Raw genomic sequence first — 15,963 nt, 5'->3', positions numbered from 1 at the left:
TCAACGGGTTACTGGTCATTTTGCTTCTCACCTTTGCCGTTCAGGTTGGCCTGAGACGATTTTCCGGTAACTCATTTTGTGCATCATTTCCGCTTTGATAACGGGCTTTCCCGCTCTATCACTTGCGATATGAGCATTATTCGACGCGGCAAAACCTATTACATCAAGCGCCGGGTGCCGGTGCGTTACGAGCGTGTCGAGGAGCGGCCCTGGTATGTGGCTTCCCTCAAAACAGATTCATTTCGGGAGGCTGAGGCGAAAGCCGCGGTCGTCTGGGAGAACTGCATTCAGGGATGGGAGGCCCGCCTTTCCGGTCGTTCGGATGATGCGCTGGCACGCTTCGAGGCCGCTCGCGACCTCGCCCAGACGAGGGGTTTTGCCTACCTTCCGGCAACTCAGGTTGCAAGACGCCCGCTCTCTGAACTTCTGGACCGGGTGGAGGCAATTCCTGACGCAGGCGACCCGCGCGCGATGCGGGTTGATGCCTCCGCTATGCTCGGTCTCGCGAAGACCCCGCAGCTCAGCATTTCAAAGGCGCTGGAGATTTACTGGGGGCTTGCTGAAGAGCGGGTCCACGGGAAAGACCCGAACCAGATGCGGATCTGGCGCAACCAGCGCAAGCGCGCGGTCGCGAACTTCCTGGAAGTCATCGGCGATCTGGCCATCGATCAGATCAATCGGGATAACATGCTCGATTATCGCCAATGGTGGTGGGAGAGGATCCGCGACGAAGGCCTGACGGCCAACAGCGCAAATAAGGATATCTCCACGCTGGTCAGCATCCTTCGCACCGTGAATGAAATGAAGCGCCTGAAGCTCGATCTTCCCTTCGAGCGCCTGGCGTTCGCAGAGGGAGAGCAGAATACGCGCCTGCCTTTCAGCGATGAATGGATCCTCGATCATATTCTCCGGAAGGGCGCGCTGAACGGAATGAATGACCAGGCGCGCGGTATCCTGCTGGTGATGATCAACACCGGATGCCGCCCCGCCGAGATTGCAGGCCTGCTGCCTCAGCACATTCATCTTGATCACGATGTCCCACACATATCCATCGAGCCGGAAGGGCGTCAGCTCAAAACGCCACATTCACGGCGAAAGTTGCCGCTGGTCGGGGTTAGCCTGAAAGGCCTGAAGGAACACCCCGAGGGGTTTCCGCGCTATCGCGCCAATGGCTCACTAAGCGCGACCATAAACAAATTCATGCGGGAAAACGGTCTGATGCAGTCCGATGAACACAGCATGTACGGACTGAGGCACAGCTTTGAGGATCGATTGCTGGCTGCGGGCGTGGATGAGCGCATCCGGGCTGACCTCATGGGGCACAAATTGAAGCGCGAACGATACGGTGCGGGGGCCTCTCTTGAGATGTCGGCCGGTATTCTTCAGTCAGTGGCGTTCTGAGTGGCAAGAAGCCGCCGAGCAGCTGAAACAGGATCATTGGCCTGCATTGCTTCGGCGGCACGCAGTTCCCTGTCGAGGCGCTCAAAGATTACCAGCGCCGCCCGATCATCCATTGCAATGACTGCCACCTTGGCATGAGCGCGGCGCAAGCGCTCGATGCAAATGCCCTGATAGAGGAAGGGCCTGCCCATTAAGCCGCCTCCTCCCTCACAATCAGATGGGCGCAGTTAGCCCTGACCAGCGCCTCGGCCAGCGGCGGGCAGACACTGTTGCCGCAGCATGAGACCTGCACGTCCTTCGGAAAGGGCCGGAAGGTCGGATTGTCGCCGTCCAGCCCCTCCCAGACCCCCTCGATCACATAGTGATCCGGGAAGCCCTGCGCGCGGAACAACTCGCGCGGGGTCAGCATCCGCATCCCGACATCGACGATCACAAACTCGGCGCCGTCGATCGAGAGCGTGACGAATTCCCGATCATCCCAGAGGCCGTATTCGCGCAGCAGATCGGCGACGGCCCGGGCCTTCGGCTCATGCTCAGGACCGAAGGGCGGGGCGGCCAGATCCGCCTGCATATGGGCCAGCCGGTCCTTGACCGTGATCGTATGCGCCGGCTCATCCATGCGGGCGCCGTCGCCGGTGCCGTAGTATTTGGCGAACCATGCGGTGGTGAGGTTCTGGTGGCTGCCGCTCGCGCAGATGGTGGAAAGAGGATCCCCGGCGGGTCGGCCGGGGTTGACGCCGCCGATCCGACGGCTGTCGTTGTTCTGCTGGGCGAGGAACGCGGCCACGGGCGCGTGTTTCACGCCGCCCGCGACAACGGTGCCGAGCGGCTTGCCGATATCGAGGGCGCGGGCCTCCTGGCCGGGACGCTCGCCATAGCCGGTCTGGATCATGCTGGCGGCGATCAGGGCGCTGTGGTTTCCTTCGGCCAGCACGGTCGGGTGCGGCCTGTCGATCGGTGCCATGCGCCGCGACGATCCCTTGAGGCTCAGAAGATGCGGCGCAACCAGCGCGTGCTGGATCCCTCCCACGGTAACGGTGCCGAGGGCTTCCTCAAGCGAGTATTCCCGCCGTCCTCCGCTGTAGCCGTGGGCGAGGCTGGCGAGACAGGGGGCAATCAGGCCGAGCGGCGCGGCGCCACCGGGCTTCTTGATCCAGCTGTTCGCGGTGACCGTCGCCAGCGGGTCGCGCAGATCCTGTCGGGTTGCGCCGCCGTTGAACCGGGTGATGCTCGGGGCGATCAGGGCGTGGCGGTTTTCGACTGTGACAGTGCGCAGCGGGTCCGCCAACTCGGCCCCGCGCACGCCGCGCCCTTCGCCATGGCCGTAATAGGTGGCCAGCGCCGGTGTGATGACGCAGGCGTCGGCTTTGGTCGTGATCGTGGCAAAGGGTTCGTCGCCACCGCGCGGGCGGCTCTGACCGGCGCGGCCGCCGCAGCCGACGATGCTGGGCACCACCAGCGCCTTCTCGCCGCGGTGAGCGCCGGTGATCGTGCGGATGGGTTCGGCCAGATCCTCTTCCCGGCCACCGTGGGTCAGGTTGACGATGAAGGGCCGCTCGGCCTCCAGCACATAGCGGGCGATGCCGCGCGCGATCCGGTGCAGCGTGTTCGGCTTCAGCGGCCGCTGCGCGCGCAGGCCGTGCTTATCGAGGATTTCGGCCCGGCTGTCGAAGATGGAGGGGCAGGGCTCGCGCCAGTCGATGCACTCGGCCGCGCTGCGCCATGGCAGCAACTTGCCCTTCCTGACCGCAGGGCTTTTCGGATCGCCATGGGTGGGCTTCGGCCAACTGATCGGCTGGCCGTCGCGGCGCGCGACCAGAAACCACCGCTTGCGGATGGTAGGAGCGCCGTAGTCGCAGGCGCGCAGCTCGCGCCACTGGACGCGGTATCCGGCCTTCCGCAGCCGCTTCAACCAGAGTTCAAAGGTCACCCCGGCCAGCTCTTTGATCGGCTGGCCGTCCTCGCCGAGCGGACCCCATGTCACGAATTCCTCGACGTTCTCCATCAGGATCACGTCGGGTTTCACGTGCTCGGCCCATTTGACCACGATCCATGCGAGATCCCGGATATTCCGGTCGCGTGGGGCGCCGCCCTTGGCTTTGGAGAAATGCTTGCAGTCGGGCGAGGCCCAGAGCAGCCCGACCTTGCGTCCCTTCGCCACCTCGGCCGGTTCGACATCCCAGATGTTGCTGTCCAGATGCAGGGTCTCGGGATGGTTGGCGGCGTGCAGCGCGAGGGCGGCGGCGCTGTGGTTGATCGCGACATCGGGCGAGCGGCCGAGGGCCAGCTCGATCCCGGTCGAGGCGCCACCGCCGCCGGCGAAGCTGTCGATGATCATGGGGAAATCAAGCATCGGAGCCTCCCGATTCCTTCAGGTTCTTCCGCCAGTCGAAAAAGTTGAGCGCGCCCTTGACCGGGATGAATTCGACCGGGCGGACGTTGGCGAGGACGATCCCGAAGGGGCCGAAGAACCACGGGCTGGGGTGCGACCGGACGCAATCCACGATCTCGGCCGTGCCGATGATGCCGCCGCGCGGCAGATTGGCGGGTTCGGGGAGCATGAGATCAAGGTCGTCGGTGATGAAGTCGAATGCTCGCCACCACTCGGCCTGCGTCATACCTTTGGCTGCATGGATGCAGATCGGGCCGCGCTTAAGTGTTTCCCATGTGCGGTTTTCGACAGGCTTGCCCAGATGGATGATGGCATAGGCCCAAGGCTGGCGGATCGACAGGGCGAGGAGCGGCAGGCCGGGAAAAGGGTCAGCCATCGGCCTTCTCCCCCTCGATCAGGCGCGGATCGCTGACCGGCTTCGCTGCACCTTCCAGCGTCTTGATCGCCTGCATGTAGAACCGCACGCCGTTGAAGATCTGCTTGGCGAGGGCGGCCCGGGCGAGGGCTTCGGCGGGGCTGATCCTTCCGGCGCGTTGCTCGGTCAGATCATGCGCGAGGCCGGTGATCACGTCGCGCAGGCCGAGGCTGTCGGCAACCGGGGTGGACACATAATCACGCTCAGCCATAGAGAGGCCCCATGTTTTGCGAGGCGCGATAAGCCTCGATCTGCAACATTTCGGCCAGCGCGCCGATCTGCTTCGCCAGGCGCTGGTCGGGGTTTCGGACGTAATAGCTCCCGGTGCGCAGGGTCTGATCCTGTTCGCAGCTCCAGCAGATGGGCGGTATGTCCATATGATCCCGCGACTGCCAGGGGGGAGGCCGCTCTTGCAGGCAGATCGCGCAGGTGAAGGGGGCAGGCCGGGGCGGATAGATCGCCATCATGCGGCCCTCCTGATCCGGGCGAGGCCGCAGAAATCGCGAAAGTCCAGCTCCAGGCTATCGCTCGCGCGCAGAAAAGCCTCGTAGAAGGCTTTCCCGCGAGAGCGGGCGATGATGGTCATTTCGAAGCCGATCAGGCTGACCGTCCACGCGCGGTGCGGATCCCTGATCGTGCGCAGGTGGTCGCGCAACGCGGCCCGGCCGGCGTCATTGACCGAGAAATACCGCATCCCGGTGAAGGCGCCGCAATCGTCCCAATGGCCCGAGGCTTGAAACGCCTCGATCCGCCTTGGGCAATCGGTCGCGAAATAGTTGCGGTAGGTTTCCCGCATCGGGTCGAAGGGGCGGCCCAGGGCATGGTCGATATGGTCCATGGCCTTGTTGCGCAGGTAGCGGTTGATGCTTGGGTTCTCAGCCATTGGCGATCCTCATCAGCGTATCGGCGTGGCAGGGAGAGCCGGGCCGGCACCAGCAGGCGAAATTGCAGCCCCGGAAGCGGGGCAGCATGTCCAGCACGAGGCTGCGCAGATCGGTCAGGCTGTCGCGGATCAGATACTCGCCCGATGGCGACAGGTTCTCGGGCATCAGGATCGTGCCGTCGCGCAGCCAGGTCGCGTGCGCGGTCACCGCGTCCACCACTGTCATGGCCTTCGGCATCGGCGACCAGATCGACCAGATCGATCGGCCCGGGCTGCTTCTGGTCAGCAGATGGAGCTTGCCGGGTTCCCCCGCGGCCCAGGGGTTCCCGAGGGCCGTCGCTCGATCGCAACGCACGGCACCCGGCGGCATCCGCCAGCCGCGGGCACGCGAGAGCTGGAGGCGGGCAGGGTCAGCCATCAGCGGCATCCGGCTTCGGCAGACGGGACTGGTTGGACAGACGGATATCGCGCCGGATTTCGATCTCGTATCCGCCGCGACGGCCCGCGCCGCGGCGGATGCTCCAACTGACCCCGTTCAACGGCTTTCCATCGGCGCCGGTCCAGCCAGCCTGTTCGAGTGCATCGGTTACGAGACGGACTTTCAGATCGTCCTCGGCGATGCTGCCGCGGTGCATGACGATATTGGGGTCAATCAGATATCGGCGGGGGTCAGACATCAGATCTCTCCCGCCAGAACGCGCCGATCATGTTCGGCCTGCCGGTCCTTCGCGCTGTCGAAAAACAGGGCAGCGTTTTCATTCAGCACCCTGACGATGCGCTGCATCGTCTCATCGGGGTCCGACCACATTTCGGGCGGCATAATCAGCAGCGGAGCGCGCAGGCTGTAGCTGGTTTTGCCGTCCTTGTTTTTCCTAGGCTTGTCGCCGCAGACGATGGCCTGCGCCCCGCGCTTCGGGATGGTGCAGGCCGTGGACTCGACGGTGAAATAATCGCGGTCAAACATCACTCGATCCCCCGCGTGATCGGGTGCCGGGGCAGCACGTTGTCGAGGACGGCGTTCGCATCGACCACGCTCAACCCAAGATTGGCGGCGCGGCGCATCAGGCCCGCCCTGTCGTCATCGTTCAGGCGGCCGCCGGGCGTGGCGCGTTTCGCGGCCGAGACGATCTGGGCGAAGGTGGGATGTTGCGTCATGTCGGGGTCCTCGTTGGTGGCGCTCGGGATGCCGGCCCGCGCGGGGCCGGTCACCGGAGCGTCAGGGCCGCGCGAGTTTCGCGGCGAGCCAGACCAGGCCCACGGTCAGACCGTCGATGATCAGGTCGACCATCGACGGGGTGAAGAACCTCAGCCCGGCCAGCGTCAGGGCCGCGCTGGTGGTCCATTGCAGGGCGTGGGTGCGCAGCCAGGCCATGGGTCAGCCGAGATAGCGGTCGACGGACAGGCCGACGATCTGGCCGATGTCGTTGAGGGCCTTGCGCTCTTTGTCGCCAATTTCGCCATCAGCCATCGCGACATCGATCGCGATCACCAGCAGCATTTCCAGATCGTCGGCCGTCGATTTCGCCTTCGCTTCCTCGACCTCACGCTTGAGCCCGAGGCGACCGGAGAGGCCGGATTTCGCCCGCTTCGCCTGCTTGTCGAAGGCGGTTTCGATCTGGGTGCCGCTGAACGCAACCGAAAGGGTTTCGTGGTTCAGCAGGCGGTCGAGCGCGATGGTTGCCTCATCATCGGACAGATCGCCATCGGCGGCGCCGACCATGACGCAGGCGGCGCAGATGCCTTCCAGCAGATCGGTCTTGCCGTTCAGACGGGCGGCGCTGCCGGACAGCTTCTCTTTGAGACGTGCAAACACAGGACTTTCCTTTCAGGATTGAGCCGCGGCGCGGCGGGGGGGGGATAAAAACCCCGGTGGCAAGTCGGGACAGGTGCGCCACCGGGGGAAGTCGGCGCGGGGCAAAAGGCAGCCGCGCACCGGCGAAAGGGTCAGCCTTCGCGGCCGATGAACACCGGCAGGCCGGTTTCCTCGGATGCCGTGTAGGCGATTTCGGTGAAGTGGGCGCGGCGGTGGTATTCGACCCGGTGCCATTCCAGCCTGAACTGAACCGCACCACTGGCGGCACGCCAGCGGAAGCGCGCCTCTATATCCGAGGGCTGTTCGCCGTTGTAGAACGGGATCCGCAGCGTGATCTTCTGCGGGACGATCACGTCATGGGTCGCCCGGCTGTCGCTCTCGAAGAAGATCTTCCGGTCGCCGTTGTCGAGCCGGGTCGAGGATTTGTAGGTCTGGCCGACCGTCGCCTCGAAGTCGCGGCTGATCTCGATCAGGGTTGCGGGGTCGGGCAGATGCACGTCGCAGGAATTCTCTTCCAGGAAGCGCGCGAAGGTCTCCTGATCGTGGAAACCCTTCTGCACGAACGCATCCCACCGCATGAACTCCTCGGACGGGCGCAGCTTCAGGGTGGCGCTGTGTTCGTTCGGCCCGGTGCGCAGAGCCTGATCGCTGTCCTGATTGTGGTGGTGCCAGTCGAGCCGGGCCGAGATCGTCAGCGCGTCGTAGTCGGCGATGATGATCGACCGGCTGTCCGAATAACGGTTGGCATAGGCCGAGAGTGAGGCGCGATCGTCGACGGTGACGCGCTGGCGGGGGAACGGATCGAGGCGCGCATCGTCCTCCAGTTCGCGCAGGGTGAATTCTTTCGGCAGGGTGGCATATTTCCTGCCGTCCGGGCCTTCGAGGATCGGATCGGCGAGGCGCGCGCCCCGCAGGATGGTTTCCAGCGTCTCGCCGGGGTTCCTGATGTCAAAGCCGGTCTGGATCGTCAGCTCGGCCAGCGGCTCTGCGGTGGGGTTTTCGGGTGCCATAGGGGTCTCCTGTCTGGCGAGGGGGGGGGTCAGGCATCCATCGAGCGGCGGCGCTCGATCTCGTCCTCAATGTCCATCTGCCGCGGGTCGCGCCGCGTCAGCCGGTTGTCGTCGCTGACGAAATAGATCCCGGTGCCGAGCGCGCGGGCGGGCTTCTTGATCGTCAGGTTCGGGGTGATTTCGATCTGGCCGGCCTTGTTGACCTTGAAGTCAAAGGTCAGCGAGAGTTTCCCCCCCGCGCCGGTTTGGCCGATCGCCTCCATCAGCTCGTTGAGCTTCTGGTTCCCCTCGTCCAGCAACTCGCCGCGGCGGAAGCTCTGGATGAATTCGGGGAAATTGAGTTCGTTCCGGGGCGCGGCCATGATCAGCCCCTCGCCTCGATGGCGGCGCGGACGAGGCAGTCCTTCGCCTCCAGCAGCTTGCGCAAGCCCGCGGTCTTCTCGGCGCCTTCGGGCAGGAGCCTGTCGAGTTCCTGCGCCAGTTCGCCGACCGGGCGGCTGACCGCTTGCAGGTCGGGCGGCAAGTGCCCGTATTCAAACCATTTCAGAAGACGGTTCATGTCCGGTCCTTTCAGCAGCAGCCCGGCGGCAGGCCGGGCGAGGTGAGATTGAGAAGGGTGATCAGCACCGCCCGGCCGCCGATTACGGCGAGGGTGGACAGCAGCAGGATCAGCGCCGCGGCGGTGCCCAGATCGAGCGCGGCTGCGATGGTCATGCGGCGGCGGTGCCGGCGCAGGGGTTCGGACCAGGAGGCGCGCGGCATCATGCGGCGTCTCCGGTCCCGGTCGGGGCAACGGCGCCGCCGCTTGCGTCGGGCGAGAGGGTGCCGTGCAGCTCCTGCAACAGACGGTCCTGATGCTCCGGCGGCACCTCGACGATGCCACGCACCCTCGGACCCATGCCCGAGGTGGTTTTGATCCGCAGATGGCCGCCATGGTGCACGGTGTCGGGGCGGTCGGGGCTGGTGTTCGGGGTCCAGCGGCCGAGGGCTGAGACGGTTTCGAAATACCAGAGCCTCATGCCGCCGACCCTCCCGGGGCCGTGAATGGATCGAGCGGCGGCCAGCAGGGGCGTGCCGGTTGAGGGAACGGGATCACATTGCGCCGCGGCGCCTCGGCTGATTTCAGGATGTGGCGGGCAATCCGCTCATTCAGCGCGCGATGCGCGGGCGAGATCGTCAGGTCGGGCCGCGCCAGCGTGCGCCGGGCGTGCTCGATCTGGTCGGGGCGATAGTCGGGCACGAGAGCCTCCATCGGGGTTGAGAAAACCCGGGCCGCAGCTAGAGTGCTGCGGAGGTTCAGGGCAAAAGGGCGGCGAAATGTCTGAAGGCGTGGATATCGGTAAACTCATGGCGGCCTATGTCGCGGCGCGGAGCGCCTTCTCTGAGGCCGACAGTGCGGCAGACGCTCTCCACGACCGGCTGGCTGCGGCCGTAAAAGGCGTATCTCACAGCCGGAATCACCGGGCCTACGGCGGTGTCGCCCGGACTTTTGACGCGGGCACCGTGCCGCAATGGGCTGCTGCTATTCCGACGGCCGACGAGGTTATCGCCATTGGCAGCAGGTGGAGAGAGGCGCGGGCAAAGGTCCGGGCTGCCTTCAACGCGCTGCCGGTTGACGTGCGAGGGCACGTCAAGGCTCTTCCGAGTGGCGCCGATGCTCCGCATGCGTGACGCCTAGCCCGCGGCGGGCGGTGCGTCTGCGGCGCTCAGTGCCTCGACATTCCACCATTTTTCGACCGCGCGGCCATTGGCTGCGCGGTAGCGCACGAGGCATTGCGTCGAACTCGTGAGGTAGATCGCATGTCCGATCACCTGGCCGGTCTCGCCGGAGCAGGTGATCGAGACGTGCTCGCCAAGGGTGAAATTGGGGGTGGTCAAGGGTGCCTCCATCGGGTTGCGATGCCAGCCCCGCGATTTGTCCGGATTGGGCGTCTTCAGCGGGGGTGGTGGGGAGGCATAATATCGGTAATAAAACCGAAGTCAACAGAATGCGGTAATAAAACCGATTATCGTTGCGATGTTCGCTGGTCTCGTGGCAGAATCACCCGGCCGGCGCTGTTGCCGGGGAACAGCAAAAAGCCCGCCGGAGCGGGCTGGGGAGGGGTGATGGGTGATAAAAAAACTGAGCGCGCAGTTTTCTGGGCAATGCTGTTTGTCGTCGTCAGCCTCGGCCTGTCGTTGTGGGTGCTGTCAGGTGGTTTGAGATAGCCCGACAGGCAATCATCAGAATCAGCAGTGCCATGTGCGTCGCAGCGAGCCAGATGAATATGTTTGCCGTACCATCGGGCGACAGGTTCAGGCGAGACAGCAATATAAATATGATCAACCCGCCATAAGACACAATTTGTGATATCCGCTCATGGGGCCTGGCTTGAGGGCGATATCGAGTATCTTTTTGCAGTTCTCGGGTGATGTGATCGCAGCGTTTAGGAACGCACCACCAGCCATTGCGTAAGATGCAATCAGAACCGTAGCTATAATTTCAAGGATGCTCATTCTTCTCCCCTCAATTTCCCCCGCGCCGCCGACACCATGTTTATGGCTTGGTGATCTGGTTTTCGGCGATGGCATGCAGTAAATCGTTGTTGTCGAACATCACGAAAATGGGTCCGAACACGCCGATGCTCGCCACCGGGCCGCCGATGGCGAGCGCCAGAGCGACGGTCGGCGACAGCATATCCAGCCCCCAGCCCAGAACTCCCGCAGCCGCGCTGCCCGCAAACAGCAAGGCGAAGACGAGGGCGGTCGCCGCCTTGTAGACTTCGATAATCAATGTTTTTCTAGGCTTTTGGGCCATTACTTTTCCTCCTGCATACTGAACCTGTGGCAGGTTTCATAAATCCAGCATCGTTCGATGCACCCTGCCAACTACCAAAGCTGGTCCGACGAACTTGGGTGGGTCAATGGGTAGGTAGGATCGGGGCTGAAATGGCGGATCCGCTTTGGGGTCATACGCTTTGTAGGTCGCTTCTCCTGTTGCTTCATCGGCGACGACGTAGCACTTACCTGAAACTAGGCCTCTGTCGTTCATATTAACAATAATGACGGAATCGTGCGGGCTGATCTTGTTCATGGAATTTCCATCAACCCTGAGGGCTATCCACCTTCCAGGGGGTAAGTCGGCCACATAAATCCGCGGGAAGTTCTCAAAATCGATAATTCCGTCTTGTTCAGCCAGTTGTCCGGCGCTGACCCAAGAGATCAAGGGGACGGGGTCGACACCGGGCACCGGGAGCGCGCGTGGGTCGCCTTCGCCGGCGATCAGCCATTCGGCGCTGACTCCCATGGCGTGAGCAACCTGCTCGACCTTGAGCGCTGTCGCTCCGATCCTCTGCCCCGCATCTCTTGAGCGGATCCAGTTTCGAATGGTGTCTGGGGAACCCGTCGCCCTCTTCCCGAGTGACGAAACGGTCACCATGTCGCCTGATCCTCGCCGGTCGGCGATCCATGCTTCGATGCGAGCAAGAATTGCGAGCATATCCATGCGGTTTTTCTACCGAACCGGGTGAGAACAGCCATCGGTAAGATCACCGTTGACATGTCGGTAATATAACCGATATTGGGCGGCATGTGCTCTATTGATCACCTCATCTTTGTGGCGGATGCCTACAAGGCTGCCACTGGCGTCACCGAAGACAAGACTGTTTCGCATCGGGTGTTCGGTGATGCGAAGAAGCTGAGGGCTCTTCGGATAGGCGCGGATATCACCACCCGGAGGTTGTGGTCCGCACTTTTGTGGTTTTCGGAAAATTGGCCCGAGGGTCATAGCAAGCCCCGAATTCTCAACGAGAAGGATGTTCTTTTTGGTGTGTCCTCCCCCGACGAACAGGACGCCGCATGATGCCGTCCTTCCTGACCCTCTCACCGGAGAATGCACATGGATGCCGACCTGCTGCCGCTGGTTCTGCTGGCGATTTCGGCGGTGTCCGCCGTCGTGTCGATCATCGCGGCGCTGATCGCGCACATCGCGATGTCCCGCAGGAAGCGCGAAGAGCGGGAGGCGTTTCAGGCCGCCGCCAAACGGCGGCGCCGTCGGTCGCCGTAGCAATTCGGAACGCTCGTTTTCCATGGCCCGACCCTCGCACGGGCGCGGCCGCGCACCAAGGAAACAAGGTTTCCGTGGCCGACAGGAGGTTTTCGCATGCCCTCGCCTGACTATCCCAAACTGACCCTTGCCCAGGCGATCATCAAAGCCATCGCCGAGCATACCGGGCGTAACGTCCGCGGAGCCGAGGTCTATGCGTTCAGCGATTACGTCTCGGTCACCGCTGCGCTTGAAGAGGATGGATCCGTCAATGTGGAGTTTTCAGACCCGCTCGCTCCCGGCCCGGAGTTGCCGGCATGAGGACGGGCTCAAAGCTCCAGATCGGGCTGGTTCGGGTCTCCATGCCCGTCGTGGAGATCGCTGGTGCCGGGCGCACGCGGCTTGTCGCCAAGGATTTCGGAGATTTCGAGAGGGTGGACGCCCAGCATTGCTGCGATGCGGTGCTGGGGCAGGCCGAGGCGGGCGTATTTGAACACAGTGTCGGTTTGTGCGCCTGCCTCGATTTTGCTCCGTTTGATCGGGACGCGGTTGAGCTCGACCCCTGTATCCTCATCAAAAAACGTGGCCTCGCGGCCCCCGAACATGGGCATTGCAATTTCCTTTCTTGCGATGGCCATGCGCGGCGGGAGGGATTCCGCCCCTCTCGCCGCAACCAATCGCGGTTGTCTGGCCTGCCCCGGGCAAGCCGGGCCTCTGGCTCCCTGTCCACGCTGAGAATAGCGGTGATTCATGTCAAGTTGACGGGGCGCGCTCCGGTTGCGGAGGCGTGCCATGTCTGACCGCATGATGATCCGCGCACTGATGCAGGGGCTGGTCGATAAGGTCGGCGGCGTCGATGCCGCAGCCGCGCTGATCGGCGCCCGGCTTGGGACCGAAGTGTCCAAAGGATCGATCTCGAAGCGTAACAGCGGGCAACTGAGCTGGCCGCTGGATGAGATCATGGCGCTTGAGGATGCCGCCGGCGATCCCTGCGTGCGCCGCTGGCTCGCCCGGTCTCTGCCCGAGATCGCCCAGGGCCACAATCTGATGCAGGCTGCGGCCGAGGCGGTGCGCGAAAGCGGCGAGGCCGTCAGCGCCGCGATGGATTACGCCTCGGGGCGCGGCTGCCGCTCGACGGCGCGCAAGGAAGCGCAGGAGGCGCTGACCGCGGTCAAGGGCCTCGCCTCGTTGCTGGAGGCGGACGATGGCTGAGAGCAGAAACCATCCGCCTCCAGCGAAAGGTTCAAAGCAGGATCATCTGCCCGTCGCTCACGCGCGCCTCCCGGATGGCCTTACTGACCAGAAAGGGATGGGCGCCGAGCTGGTGGGCGATTTCGTGGATCAACTCACCTTCTTCACGCCGTCGACGTGCCCACTGCTCTTCTCCGGGGCCGAGATACTTGCGCCGGATCGTGATAGGATTAATCAGCACCCCGTCGAAGGTATGCAGATTCGTGGCCATAGGAATCTTCCTTTCCTGGCTGCGAGTGGATCGAGAGCTGGAATCTCGCGATCCACAGTTGGAGCTGCATTTGCGAACGGCGCAGCTTTGACCGGGGCGGGCATTTCTCAGGTGCCCGCCTCAATCCCTAAGTGGGAAAATTCCCAGTGTGCAAGAAGGAATAAGGTTCCGCACAACCTTGTGGGATGCGTGGGTGTTTTGTGGAAACTGGAACAACCTTACACAAGATATTGTGCCAAGCATGTGGGTGCGCACCGTCCTGATGGTCAAGAAGTTCCTTTCCCTCAGGCTTTTCCACGGGGTTTTCCCATAACCGCCGCGCTGGAAGTGCCGAAAAAAATTCCTTGACGCAGAGTAAACTGGAGAGAGCGCAATGACCCGGCGCTTCAGTCTCCTTCCAGCCGCGCGGGCCGGCCGGCTTACGCCCGAGCAAGCGGCGATTCTCGATCTGCAATCCGATCTGGCGGATCTGCGCGCCTGGCAACGGCAGGTCGAAGCCGATCGGGATCTGGCCGCCCCTCTCCCTGTGTTCCGAAGCTGCCGCTCGCGCAGCGTCGTTCTCTTTTTCAGCCGGAGGGTCGCATGACGAAGACGGTTGATTTCCGGGCTGATCTGGTGCCGTTCCACCGGGCGGTGGCCGAGATCATACAGTTGGCGCGCCAGCTCGGCCAACCGGGGCGCGAGGTGCTGGAGGCATTCTATAAGGCCCACGGGGTCAGCGGCTTTCATGTCGCAGGCCAGACAGTGCTGGTCGATGGTGTCGTCACCGTGCTGCGCGAACCGTCGCCCGCCGCCAAAGCTCTGCTGGAAGACCTGCGCCGCCGCGTGGGCGAGAGGGGGGCGGCATGACCGCCGCCAGCACCAAATCCCTGTTCCGTGCCACGAAGCCGAAGCCTGCCGCTGCGCAGGCGATGCTGGCTGATCTGCCGGTGGTGGTGCCCACTGACACCCGCGATCCGCTGGACTATGACCCGACGCCGCCGGATGCGACGGCGGCTTTTCTGGCAGTCGAGATCGACCACATCCGCGCGCATGGCGATCTGGTCTGGGAAACGGCGGTCGGGGCCGGGCACATTGCCCGGGTTCTGCTGGATCATGGGTTCGGTGTGGTGGGCTCGGACGTGGTGGACCGAGGCTGGCCCGGTCTCACGCTGCGCAGCTTCTACGATTTCAGGGCGGCCGCGGCTCCGATCCAGATCACCAATCCGCCCTATGGCGAGATCAACGCGCGCGACGGCCACGGCCGCTGGCTGCGCCAGGCGCTCGGCCTGCGCCCGGGTTATCTGGCGCTGTTGCTGAACGCGGATTGGGCTGCTGCGCGGATCAACGGGTTTGATGACCTGTTCAGCAGCTTCACGCCCTCGGTCGAATATCTGTGCTGCTGGAAGATCGACTTCCGGGGCGGCGGATCGCCGCCGCAGCGCAACAGCTGGTTTGTCTGGGATCTGAACCGCCCGCCCGTCGGGCCGAACGCCTGGCTGCGGCGGCGCCTCTATCGCGACGTGCCGGACAGCCGGCAGGGGGAGCTTTTCGCATGACCGAATATCTCACCCGCGAGATTGCCGCCGAACGCGCCGGGCGCTCGCTGACCAACCTCGAAGCCGCCATGTTGCAGTTCGTCGGCCTCGGCCGGGCCGGCCAGCCGCGCCTGACCGTCGATCATCAGTCGTTTGATCTGGACAATGATGGCCGGCCCTGGAGGCGCGAGCGGGCAGAATGGTATTGCGCGATGCTGGCAATCGCGCTCGCGCGGATGGTTTCGCGCGCACCGCATCCGGTCGCCGATCTGTCCGCCCTCACGGGATCGCCGGAGGCCGAGCTGGATAGGTTGCAGCACGAGGCACAAATCGCGGGTCTCGGGCGGCCGGTGACCGATCTGGTCTATCGCCTCAATGCTGCCATCACCGCCCTCCGCTCCCGACCTGTCGGGAAGGTGTGGCAACCCATCGACACGATGCTGGATCGGCGGCGCGTGCTGCTGTGGTGGCAGCCGCTGTCCTGCGCCATCATCGGCACGGTCGAGGATGGCACTCTGCGCCGTGGTGACGGCGGCACAACCCAAAATGAGATCGCGAATTGGGGCCGGTTTTTCCCGTTCTGGCACCCGCTGCCCGATGGGCCGGAGGGCGTGCCGTGACCATCCGCCCGATCATCGGCAAGGGCGTCAATCGCGCCACAGCGGTCTGTGACGGCTGCGCCCGCGAGGAAACCATCACCTGCGATTACGAGCGGTCGGCGAGTGGCGCCTGGCTCCCGAACGAGGGCCAGATCACCCGCAAGCTCTGCGCCCATGGCTGGGCCGTGGTGCGCGGGAAGCTGCATTGCCCCGCCTGCGAGGCGCAGCGGAAGGCTGCCGCGTCCGCGAAACCCGATCAGAAGGAGAAAGTCCCCATGGCTGTGAAGGAGGCCCCGGCCGCGCCGCTGCGCGAACCGGACAAGGCGATGCGCATCGATATCTTCGTCGCGATCTCGTCCTGCTACGATCTGGCTGCGCAGCGCTATCGCAGCGATGCCACGGATCGGTCGGTGGCCGAGGTCGTGGGGGGGGGGCTGCATGCCGGGG

At 63.9% G+C, this 15,963-nt stretch carries 34 protein-coding genes; 10 read left to right on the top strand and 24 right to left on the bottom strand.

The features are described from left to right. Window positions 1–129 precede the first annotated feature (129 nt). A complete protein-coding gene (locus tag XINFAN_RS10445) occupies window positions 130–1,401 on the top strand; it encodes a tyrosine-type recombinase/integrase (RefSeq protein ID WP_124086614.1) in 1,272 nt (423 codons plus the stop codon). On the opposite strand, the gene XINFAN_RS10440 is transcribed toward XINFAN_RS10445, so the two are convergent. From XINFAN_RS10440 to XINFAN_RS10360, 18 genes are all read right to left on the bottom strand, one after another. Next, complete coding sequence (locus tag XINFAN_RS10440; RefSeq protein ID WP_124086611.1) at window positions 1,383–1,592, bottom strand: hypothetical protein; 210 nt, start codon at window positions 1,590–1,592, stop codon at window positions 1,383–1,385. The genes XINFAN_RS10445 and XINFAN_RS10440 overlap by 19 nt on opposite strands. Continuing rightward, window positions 1,592–3,754 carry a DNA cytosine methyltransferase gene (locus tag XINFAN_RS10435; RefSeq protein WP_124086609.1) on the bottom strand — a complete coding sequence of 721 codons (2,163 nt, stop codon included), beginning with the start codon at window positions 3,752–3,754 and terminating at the stop codon, window positions 1,592–1,594. The genes XINFAN_RS10440 and XINFAN_RS10435 overlap by 1 nt, the downstream gene beginning before the upstream one ends. Then, on the bottom strand, window positions 3,747–4,169 hold the full coding sequence (locus XINFAN_RS10430; protein WP_124086607.1) for an ASCH domain-containing protein: 423 nt from the start codon (window positions 4,167–4,169) through the stop codon (window positions 3,747–3,749). The genes XINFAN_RS10435 and XINFAN_RS10430 overlap by 8 nt, the downstream gene beginning before the upstream one ends. After that, a complete protein-coding gene (locus XINFAN_RS10425; RefSeq protein ID WP_124086605.1) occupies window positions 4,162–4,419 on the bottom strand; it encodes a hypothetical protein in 258 nt (85 codons plus the stop codon). Before XINFAN_RS10425 ends, XINFAN_RS10430 begins: the two co-directional genes overlap by 8 nt. Beyond that, on the bottom strand, window positions 4,412–4,675 hold the full coding sequence (locus XINFAN_RS10420; RefSeq protein ID WP_124086602.1) for a hypothetical protein: 264 nt from the start codon (window positions 4,673–4,675) through the stop codon (window positions 4,412–4,414). The genes XINFAN_RS10425 and XINFAN_RS10420 overlap by 8 nt, the downstream gene beginning before the upstream one ends. Then, window positions 4,672–5,091, bottom strand: a complete 420-nt coding sequence (locus XINFAN_RS10415; RefSeq protein WP_124086600.1) for a hypothetical protein — start codon at window positions 5,089–5,091, stop codon at window positions 4,672–4,674. Before XINFAN_RS10415 ends, XINFAN_RS10420 begins: the two co-directional genes overlap by 4 nt. Beyond that, window positions 5,084–5,509: a DUF4326 domain-containing protein gene (locus XINFAN_RS10410; RefSeq protein WP_124086599.1), complete on the bottom strand. Its 426-nt coding sequence runs from the start codon at window positions 5,507–5,509 to the stop codon at window positions 5,084–5,086. The genes XINFAN_RS10415 and XINFAN_RS10410 overlap by 8 nt, the downstream gene beginning before the upstream one ends. Then, complete coding sequence (locus XINFAN_RS10405) at window positions 5,502–5,768, bottom strand: hypothetical protein (protein WP_124086597.1); 267 nt, start codon at window positions 5,766–5,768, stop codon at window positions 5,502–5,504. The genes XINFAN_RS10410 and XINFAN_RS10405 overlap by 8 nt, the downstream gene beginning before the upstream one ends. Then, the gene (locus tag XINFAN_RS10400) at window positions 5,768–6,055 is read right to left on the bottom strand and encodes a hypothetical protein (RefSeq protein WP_124086595.1); all 288 of its coding nucleotides are present in this window, start codon (window positions 6,053–6,055) and stop codon (window positions 5,768–5,770) included. Before XINFAN_RS10400 ends, XINFAN_RS10405 begins: the two co-directional genes overlap by 1 nt. Next, on the bottom strand, window positions 6,055–6,246 hold the full coding sequence (locus XINFAN_RS10395) for a hypothetical protein (RefSeq protein WP_124086592.1): 192 nt from the start codon (window positions 6,244–6,246) through the stop codon (window positions 6,055–6,057). Before XINFAN_RS10395 ends, XINFAN_RS10400 begins: the two co-directional genes overlap by 1 nt. Before the next feature lie 61 nt (window positions 6,247–6,307). Beyond that, window positions 6,308–6,463: a hypothetical protein gene (locus tag XINFAN_RS21700; protein ID WP_160144591.1), complete on the bottom strand. Its 156-nt coding sequence runs from the start codon at window positions 6,461–6,463 to the stop codon at window positions 6,308–6,310. A 3-nt stretch (window positions 6,464–6,466) separates the two neighbouring features. After that, entirely contained in the window at window positions 6,467–6,904 is a 438-nt protein-coding gene (locus XINFAN_RS10390) for a tellurite resistance TerB family protein (protein WP_124086589.1), read from the bottom strand. A 131-nt stretch (window positions 6,905–7,035) separates the two neighbouring features. After that, on the bottom strand, window positions 7,036–7,914 hold the full coding sequence (locus tag XINFAN_RS10385) for a DUF2303 family protein (RefSeq protein WP_124086586.1): 879 nt from the start codon (window positions 7,912–7,914) through the stop codon (window positions 7,036–7,038). Window positions 7,915–7,943: 29 nt separating this feature from the next. Then, entirely contained in the window at window positions 7,944–8,276 is a 333-nt protein-coding gene (locus XINFAN_RS10380; RefSeq protein ID WP_124086583.1) for a YfdP family phage-associated protein, read from the bottom strand. Window positions 8,277–8,278: 2 nt separating this feature from the next. After that, the gene (locus XINFAN_RS10375) at window positions 8,279–8,473 is read right to left on the bottom strand and encodes a hypothetical protein (RefSeq protein WP_124086580.1); all 195 of its coding nucleotides are present in this window, start codon (window positions 8,471–8,473) and stop codon (window positions 8,279–8,281) included. A gap of 11 nt (window positions 8,474–8,484) precedes the next feature. Further along, the gene (locus tag XINFAN_RS10370; protein WP_124086577.1) at window positions 8,485–8,679 is read right to left on the bottom strand and encodes a hypothetical protein; all 195 of its coding nucleotides are present in this window, start codon (window positions 8,677–8,679) and stop codon (window positions 8,485–8,487) included. Beyond that, entirely contained in the window at window positions 8,676–8,933 is a 258-nt protein-coding gene (locus XINFAN_RS10365) for a hypothetical protein (protein WP_124086572.1), read from the bottom strand. The genes XINFAN_RS10370 and XINFAN_RS10365 overlap by 4 nt, the downstream gene beginning before the upstream one ends. Next, on the bottom strand, window positions 8,930–9,154 hold the full coding sequence (locus tag XINFAN_RS10360; protein ID WP_124086569.1) for a hypothetical protein: 225 nt from the start codon (window positions 9,152–9,154) through the stop codon (window positions 8,930–8,932). Before XINFAN_RS10360 ends, XINFAN_RS10365 begins: the two co-directional genes overlap by 4 nt. A 77-nt stretch (window positions 9,155–9,231) precedes the next feature. Between XINFAN_RS10360 and XINFAN_RS10355 the strand changes: the two genes are divergently transcribed. After that, window positions 9,232–9,585, top strand: a complete 354-nt coding sequence (locus XINFAN_RS10355; RefSeq protein WP_124086566.1) for a hypothetical protein — start codon at window positions 9,232–9,234, stop codon at window positions 9,583–9,585. A 3-nt stretch (window positions 9,586–9,588) separates the two neighbouring features. On the opposite strand, the gene XINFAN_RS10350 is transcribed toward XINFAN_RS10355, so the two are convergent. The 4 genes from XINFAN_RS10350 to XINFAN_RS10340 form a co-directional block, all read right to left on the bottom strand. Beyond that, window positions 9,589–9,792, bottom strand: coding sequence for a hypothetical protein (locus XINFAN_RS10350; RefSeq protein ID WP_199286402.1), 204 nt, complete (start codon window positions 9,790–9,792; stop codon window positions 9,589–9,591). Between the two features lie 444 nt (window positions 9,793–10,236). Beyond that, window positions 10,237–10,410, bottom strand: coding sequence for a hypothetical protein (locus tag XINFAN_RS21695; protein ID WP_160144590.1), 174 nt, complete (start codon window positions 10,408–10,410; stop codon window positions 10,237–10,239). A 40-nt stretch (window positions 10,411–10,450) separates the two neighbouring features. Next, window positions 10,451–10,711: a hypothetical protein gene (locus tag XINFAN_RS10345; protein WP_124086561.1), complete on the bottom strand. Its 261-nt coding sequence runs from the start codon at window positions 10,709–10,711 to the stop codon at window positions 10,451–10,453. A 36-nt stretch (window positions 10,712–10,747) separates the two neighbouring features. Next, complete coding sequence (locus XINFAN_RS10340) at window positions 10,748–11,398, bottom strand: LexA family protein (protein WP_124086559.1); 651 nt, start codon at window positions 11,396–11,398, stop codon at window positions 10,748–10,750. A gap of 393 nt (window positions 11,399–11,791) precedes the next feature. Between XINFAN_RS10340 and XINFAN_RS21690 the strand changes: the two genes are divergently transcribed. Continuing rightward, window positions 11,792–11,959, top strand: coding sequence for a hypothetical protein (locus XINFAN_RS21690; RefSeq protein WP_160144589.1), 168 nt, complete (start codon window positions 11,792–11,794; stop codon window positions 11,957–11,959). Between the two features lie 96 nt (window positions 11,960–12,055). Then, window positions 12,056–12,259: a hypothetical protein gene (locus XINFAN_RS10330; RefSeq protein WP_124086557.1), complete on the top strand. Its 204-nt coding sequence runs from the start codon at window positions 12,056–12,058 to the stop codon at window positions 12,257–12,259. Between the two features lie 8 nt (window positions 12,260–12,267). Here the strand turns inward: XINFAN_RS10330 and XINFAN_RS10325 are convergent, their stop codons facing one another. Further along, on the bottom strand, window positions 12,268–12,549 hold the full coding sequence (locus XINFAN_RS10325) for a hypothetical protein (RefSeq protein WP_124086554.1): 282 nt from the start codon (window positions 12,547–12,549) through the stop codon (window positions 12,268–12,270). A 181-nt stretch (window positions 12,550–12,730) separates the two neighbouring features. On the opposite strand from XINFAN_RS10325, the gene XINFAN_RS10320 reads away from it, so the two are divergent. After that, a complete protein-coding gene (locus XINFAN_RS10320) occupies window positions 12,731–13,150 on the top strand; it encodes a hypothetical protein (RefSeq protein WP_124086551.1) in 420 nt (139 codons plus the stop codon). Window positions 13,151–13,181: 31 nt separating this feature from the next. Here XINFAN_RS10320 and XINFAN_RS10315 read toward each other — a convergent pair whose 3' ends face one another. After that, window positions 13,182–13,400 (bottom strand): hypothetical protein, encoded by a 219-nt coding sequence (locus XINFAN_RS10315; RefSeq protein ID WP_124086547.1) that lies wholly within the window; start codon window positions 13,398–13,400, stop codon window positions 13,182–13,184. A 373-nt stretch (window positions 13,401–13,773) separates the two neighbouring features. Between XINFAN_RS10315 and XINFAN_RS10310 the strand changes: the two genes are divergently transcribed. From XINFAN_RS10310 to XINFAN_RS10290, 5 genes are all read left to right on the top strand, one after another. Next, complete coding sequence (locus XINFAN_RS10310) at window positions 13,774–13,986, top strand: hypothetical protein (protein WP_124086544.1); 213 nt, start codon at window positions 13,774–13,776, stop codon at window positions 13,984–13,986. Then, window positions 13,983–14,249, top strand: a complete 267-nt coding sequence (locus XINFAN_RS10305) for a hypothetical protein (protein WP_124086541.1) — start codon at window positions 13,983–13,985, stop codon at window positions 14,247–14,249. Before XINFAN_RS10310 ends, XINFAN_RS10305 begins: the two co-directional genes overlap by 4 nt. Then, window positions 14,246–14,938 (top strand): hypothetical protein, encoded by a 693-nt coding sequence (locus XINFAN_RS10300; RefSeq protein ID WP_124086538.1) that lies wholly within the window; start codon window positions 14,246–14,248, stop codon window positions 14,936–14,938. Before XINFAN_RS10305 ends, XINFAN_RS10300 begins: the two co-directional genes overlap by 4 nt. After that, entirely contained in the window at window positions 14,935–15,537 is a 603-nt protein-coding gene (locus XINFAN_RS10295; protein WP_124086535.1) for a hypothetical protein, read from the top strand. The genes XINFAN_RS10300 and XINFAN_RS10295 overlap by 4 nt, the downstream gene beginning before the upstream one ends. Next, window positions 15,534–15,963 (top strand): hypothetical protein (locus tag XINFAN_RS10290; RefSeq protein ID WP_148087145.1); only part of this gene is annotated, 430 nt, incomplete at its 3' end. The genes XINFAN_RS10295 and XINFAN_RS10290, both read left to right, overlap by 4 nt.

The organism is Pseudogemmobacter humi, from assembly GCF_900609055.1.
GTDB classification, from domain to species: Bacteria; Pseudomonadota; Alphaproteobacteria; order Rhodobacterales; family Rhodobacteraceae; genus Pseudogemmobacter; species Pseudogemmobacter humi.
The sequence above is the reverse complement of the archived record's forward strand: the minus strand, read 5'-3'. Positions and strand labels throughout refer to the sequence as shown.

Coding starts and splice junctions, on each gene's coding strand:
- XINFAN_RS10445 (WP_124086614.1), top strand. CDS start 130: ATGAGCATTATTCGACGCGGCAAAACCTATTACATCAAGCGCCGGGTG.
- XINFAN_RS10440 (WP_124086611.1), bottom strand. CDS start 1,592: ATGGGCAGGCCCTTCCTCTATCAGGGCATTTGCATCGAGCGCTTGCGC.
- XINFAN_RS10435 (WP_124086609.1), bottom strand. CDS start 3,754: ATGCTTGATTTCCCCATGATCATCGACAGCTTCGCCGGCGGCGGTGGC.
- XINFAN_RS10430 (WP_124086607.1), bottom strand. CDS start 4,169: ATGGCTGACCCTTTTCCCGGCCTGCCGCTCCTCGCCCTGTCGATCCGC.
- XINFAN_RS10425 (WP_124086605.1), bottom strand. CDS start 4,419: ATGGCTGAGCGTGATTATGTGTCCACCCCGGTTGCCGACAGCCTCGGC.
- XINFAN_RS10420 (WP_124086602.1), bottom strand. CDS start 4,675: ATGATGGCGATCTATCCGCCCCGGCCTGCCCCCTTCACCTGCGCGATC.
- XINFAN_RS10415 (WP_124086600.1), bottom strand. CDS start 5,091: ATGGCTGAGAACCCAAGCATCAACCGCTACCTGCGCAACAAGGCCATG.
- XINFAN_RS10410 (WP_124086599.1), bottom strand. CDS start 5,509: ATGGCTGACCCTGCCCGCCTCCAGCTCTCGCGTGCCCGCGGCTGGCGG.
- XINFAN_RS10405 (WP_124086597.1), bottom strand. CDS start 5,768: ATGTCTGACCCCCGCCGATATCTGATTGACCCCAATATCGTCATGCAC.
- XINFAN_RS10400 (WP_124086595.1), bottom strand. CDS start 6,055: ATGTTTGACCGCGATTATTTCACCGTCGAGTCCACGGCCTGCACCATC.
- XINFAN_RS10395 (WP_124086592.1), bottom strand. CDS start 6,246: ATGACGCAACATCCCACCTTCGCCCAGATCGTCTCGGCCGCGAAACGC.
- XINFAN_RS21700 (WP_160144591.1), bottom strand. CDS start 6,463: ATGGCCTGGCTGCGCACCCACGCCCTGCAATGGACCACCAGCGCGGCC.
- XINFAN_RS10385 (WP_124086586.1), bottom strand. CDS start 7,914: ATGGCACCCGAAAACCCCACCGCAGAGCCGCTGGCCGAGCTGACGATC.
- XINFAN_RS10380 (WP_124086583.1), bottom strand. CDS start 8,276: ATGGCCGCGCCCCGGAACGAACTCAATTTCCCCGAATTCATCCAGAGC.
- XINFAN_RS10375 (WP_124086580.1), bottom strand. CDS start 8,473: ATGAACCGTCTTCTGAAATGGTTTGAATACGGGCACTTGCCGCCCGAC.
- XINFAN_RS10370 (WP_124086577.1), bottom strand. CDS start 8,679: ATGATGCCGCGCGCCTCCTGGTCCGAACCCCTGCGCCGGCACCGCCGC.
- XINFAN_RS10365 (WP_124086572.1), bottom strand. CDS start 8,933: ATGAGGCTCTGGTATTTCGAAACCGTCTCAGCCCTCGGCCGCTGGACC.
- XINFAN_RS10355 (WP_124086566.1), top strand. CDS start 9,232: ATGTCTGAAGGCGTGGATATCGGTAAACTCATGGCGGCCTATGTCGCG.
- XINFAN_RS21695 (WP_160144590.1), bottom strand. CDS start 10,410: ATGAGCATCCTTGAAATTATAGCTACGGTTCTGATTGCATCTTACGCA.
- XINFAN_RS10345 (WP_124086561.1), bottom strand. CDS start 10,711: ATGGCCCAAAAGCCTAGAAAAACATTGATTATCGAAGTCTACAAGGCG.
- XINFAN_RS10340 (WP_124086559.1), bottom strand. CDS start 11,398: ATGGATATGCTCGCAATTCTTGCTCGCATCGAAGCATGGATCGCCGAC.
- XINFAN_RS21690 (WP_160144589.1), top strand. CDS start 11,792: ATGGATGCCGACCTGCTGCCGCTGGTTCTGCTGGCGATTTCGGCGGTG.
- XINFAN_RS10330 (WP_124086557.1), top strand. CDS start 12,056: ATGCCCTCGCCTGACTATCCCAAACTGACCCTTGCCCAGGCGATCATC.
- XINFAN_RS10325 (WP_124086554.1), bottom strand. CDS start 12,549: ATGCCCATGTTCGGGGGCCGCGAGGCCACGTTTTTTGATGAGGATACA.
- XINFAN_RS10320 (WP_124086551.1), top strand. CDS start 12,731: ATGTCTGACCGCATGATGATCCGCGCACTGATGCAGGGGCTGGTCGAT.
- XINFAN_RS10315 (WP_124086547.1), bottom strand. CDS start 13,400: ATGGCCACGAATCTGCATACCTTCGACGGGGTGCTGATTAATCCTATC.
- XINFAN_RS10310 (WP_124086544.1), top strand. CDS start 13,774: ATGACCCGGCGCTTCAGTCTCCTTCCAGCCGCGCGGGCCGGCCGGCTT.
- XINFAN_RS10305 (WP_124086541.1), top strand. CDS start 13,983: ATGACGAAGACGGTTGATTTCCGGGCTGATCTGGTGCCGTTCCACCGG.
- XINFAN_RS10300 (WP_124086538.1), top strand. CDS start 14,246: ATGACCGCCGCCAGCACCAAATCCCTGTTCCGTGCCACGAAGCCGAAG.
- XINFAN_RS10295 (WP_124086535.1), top strand. CDS start 14,935: ATGACCGAATATCTCACCCGCGAGATTGCCGCCGAACGCGCCGGGCGC.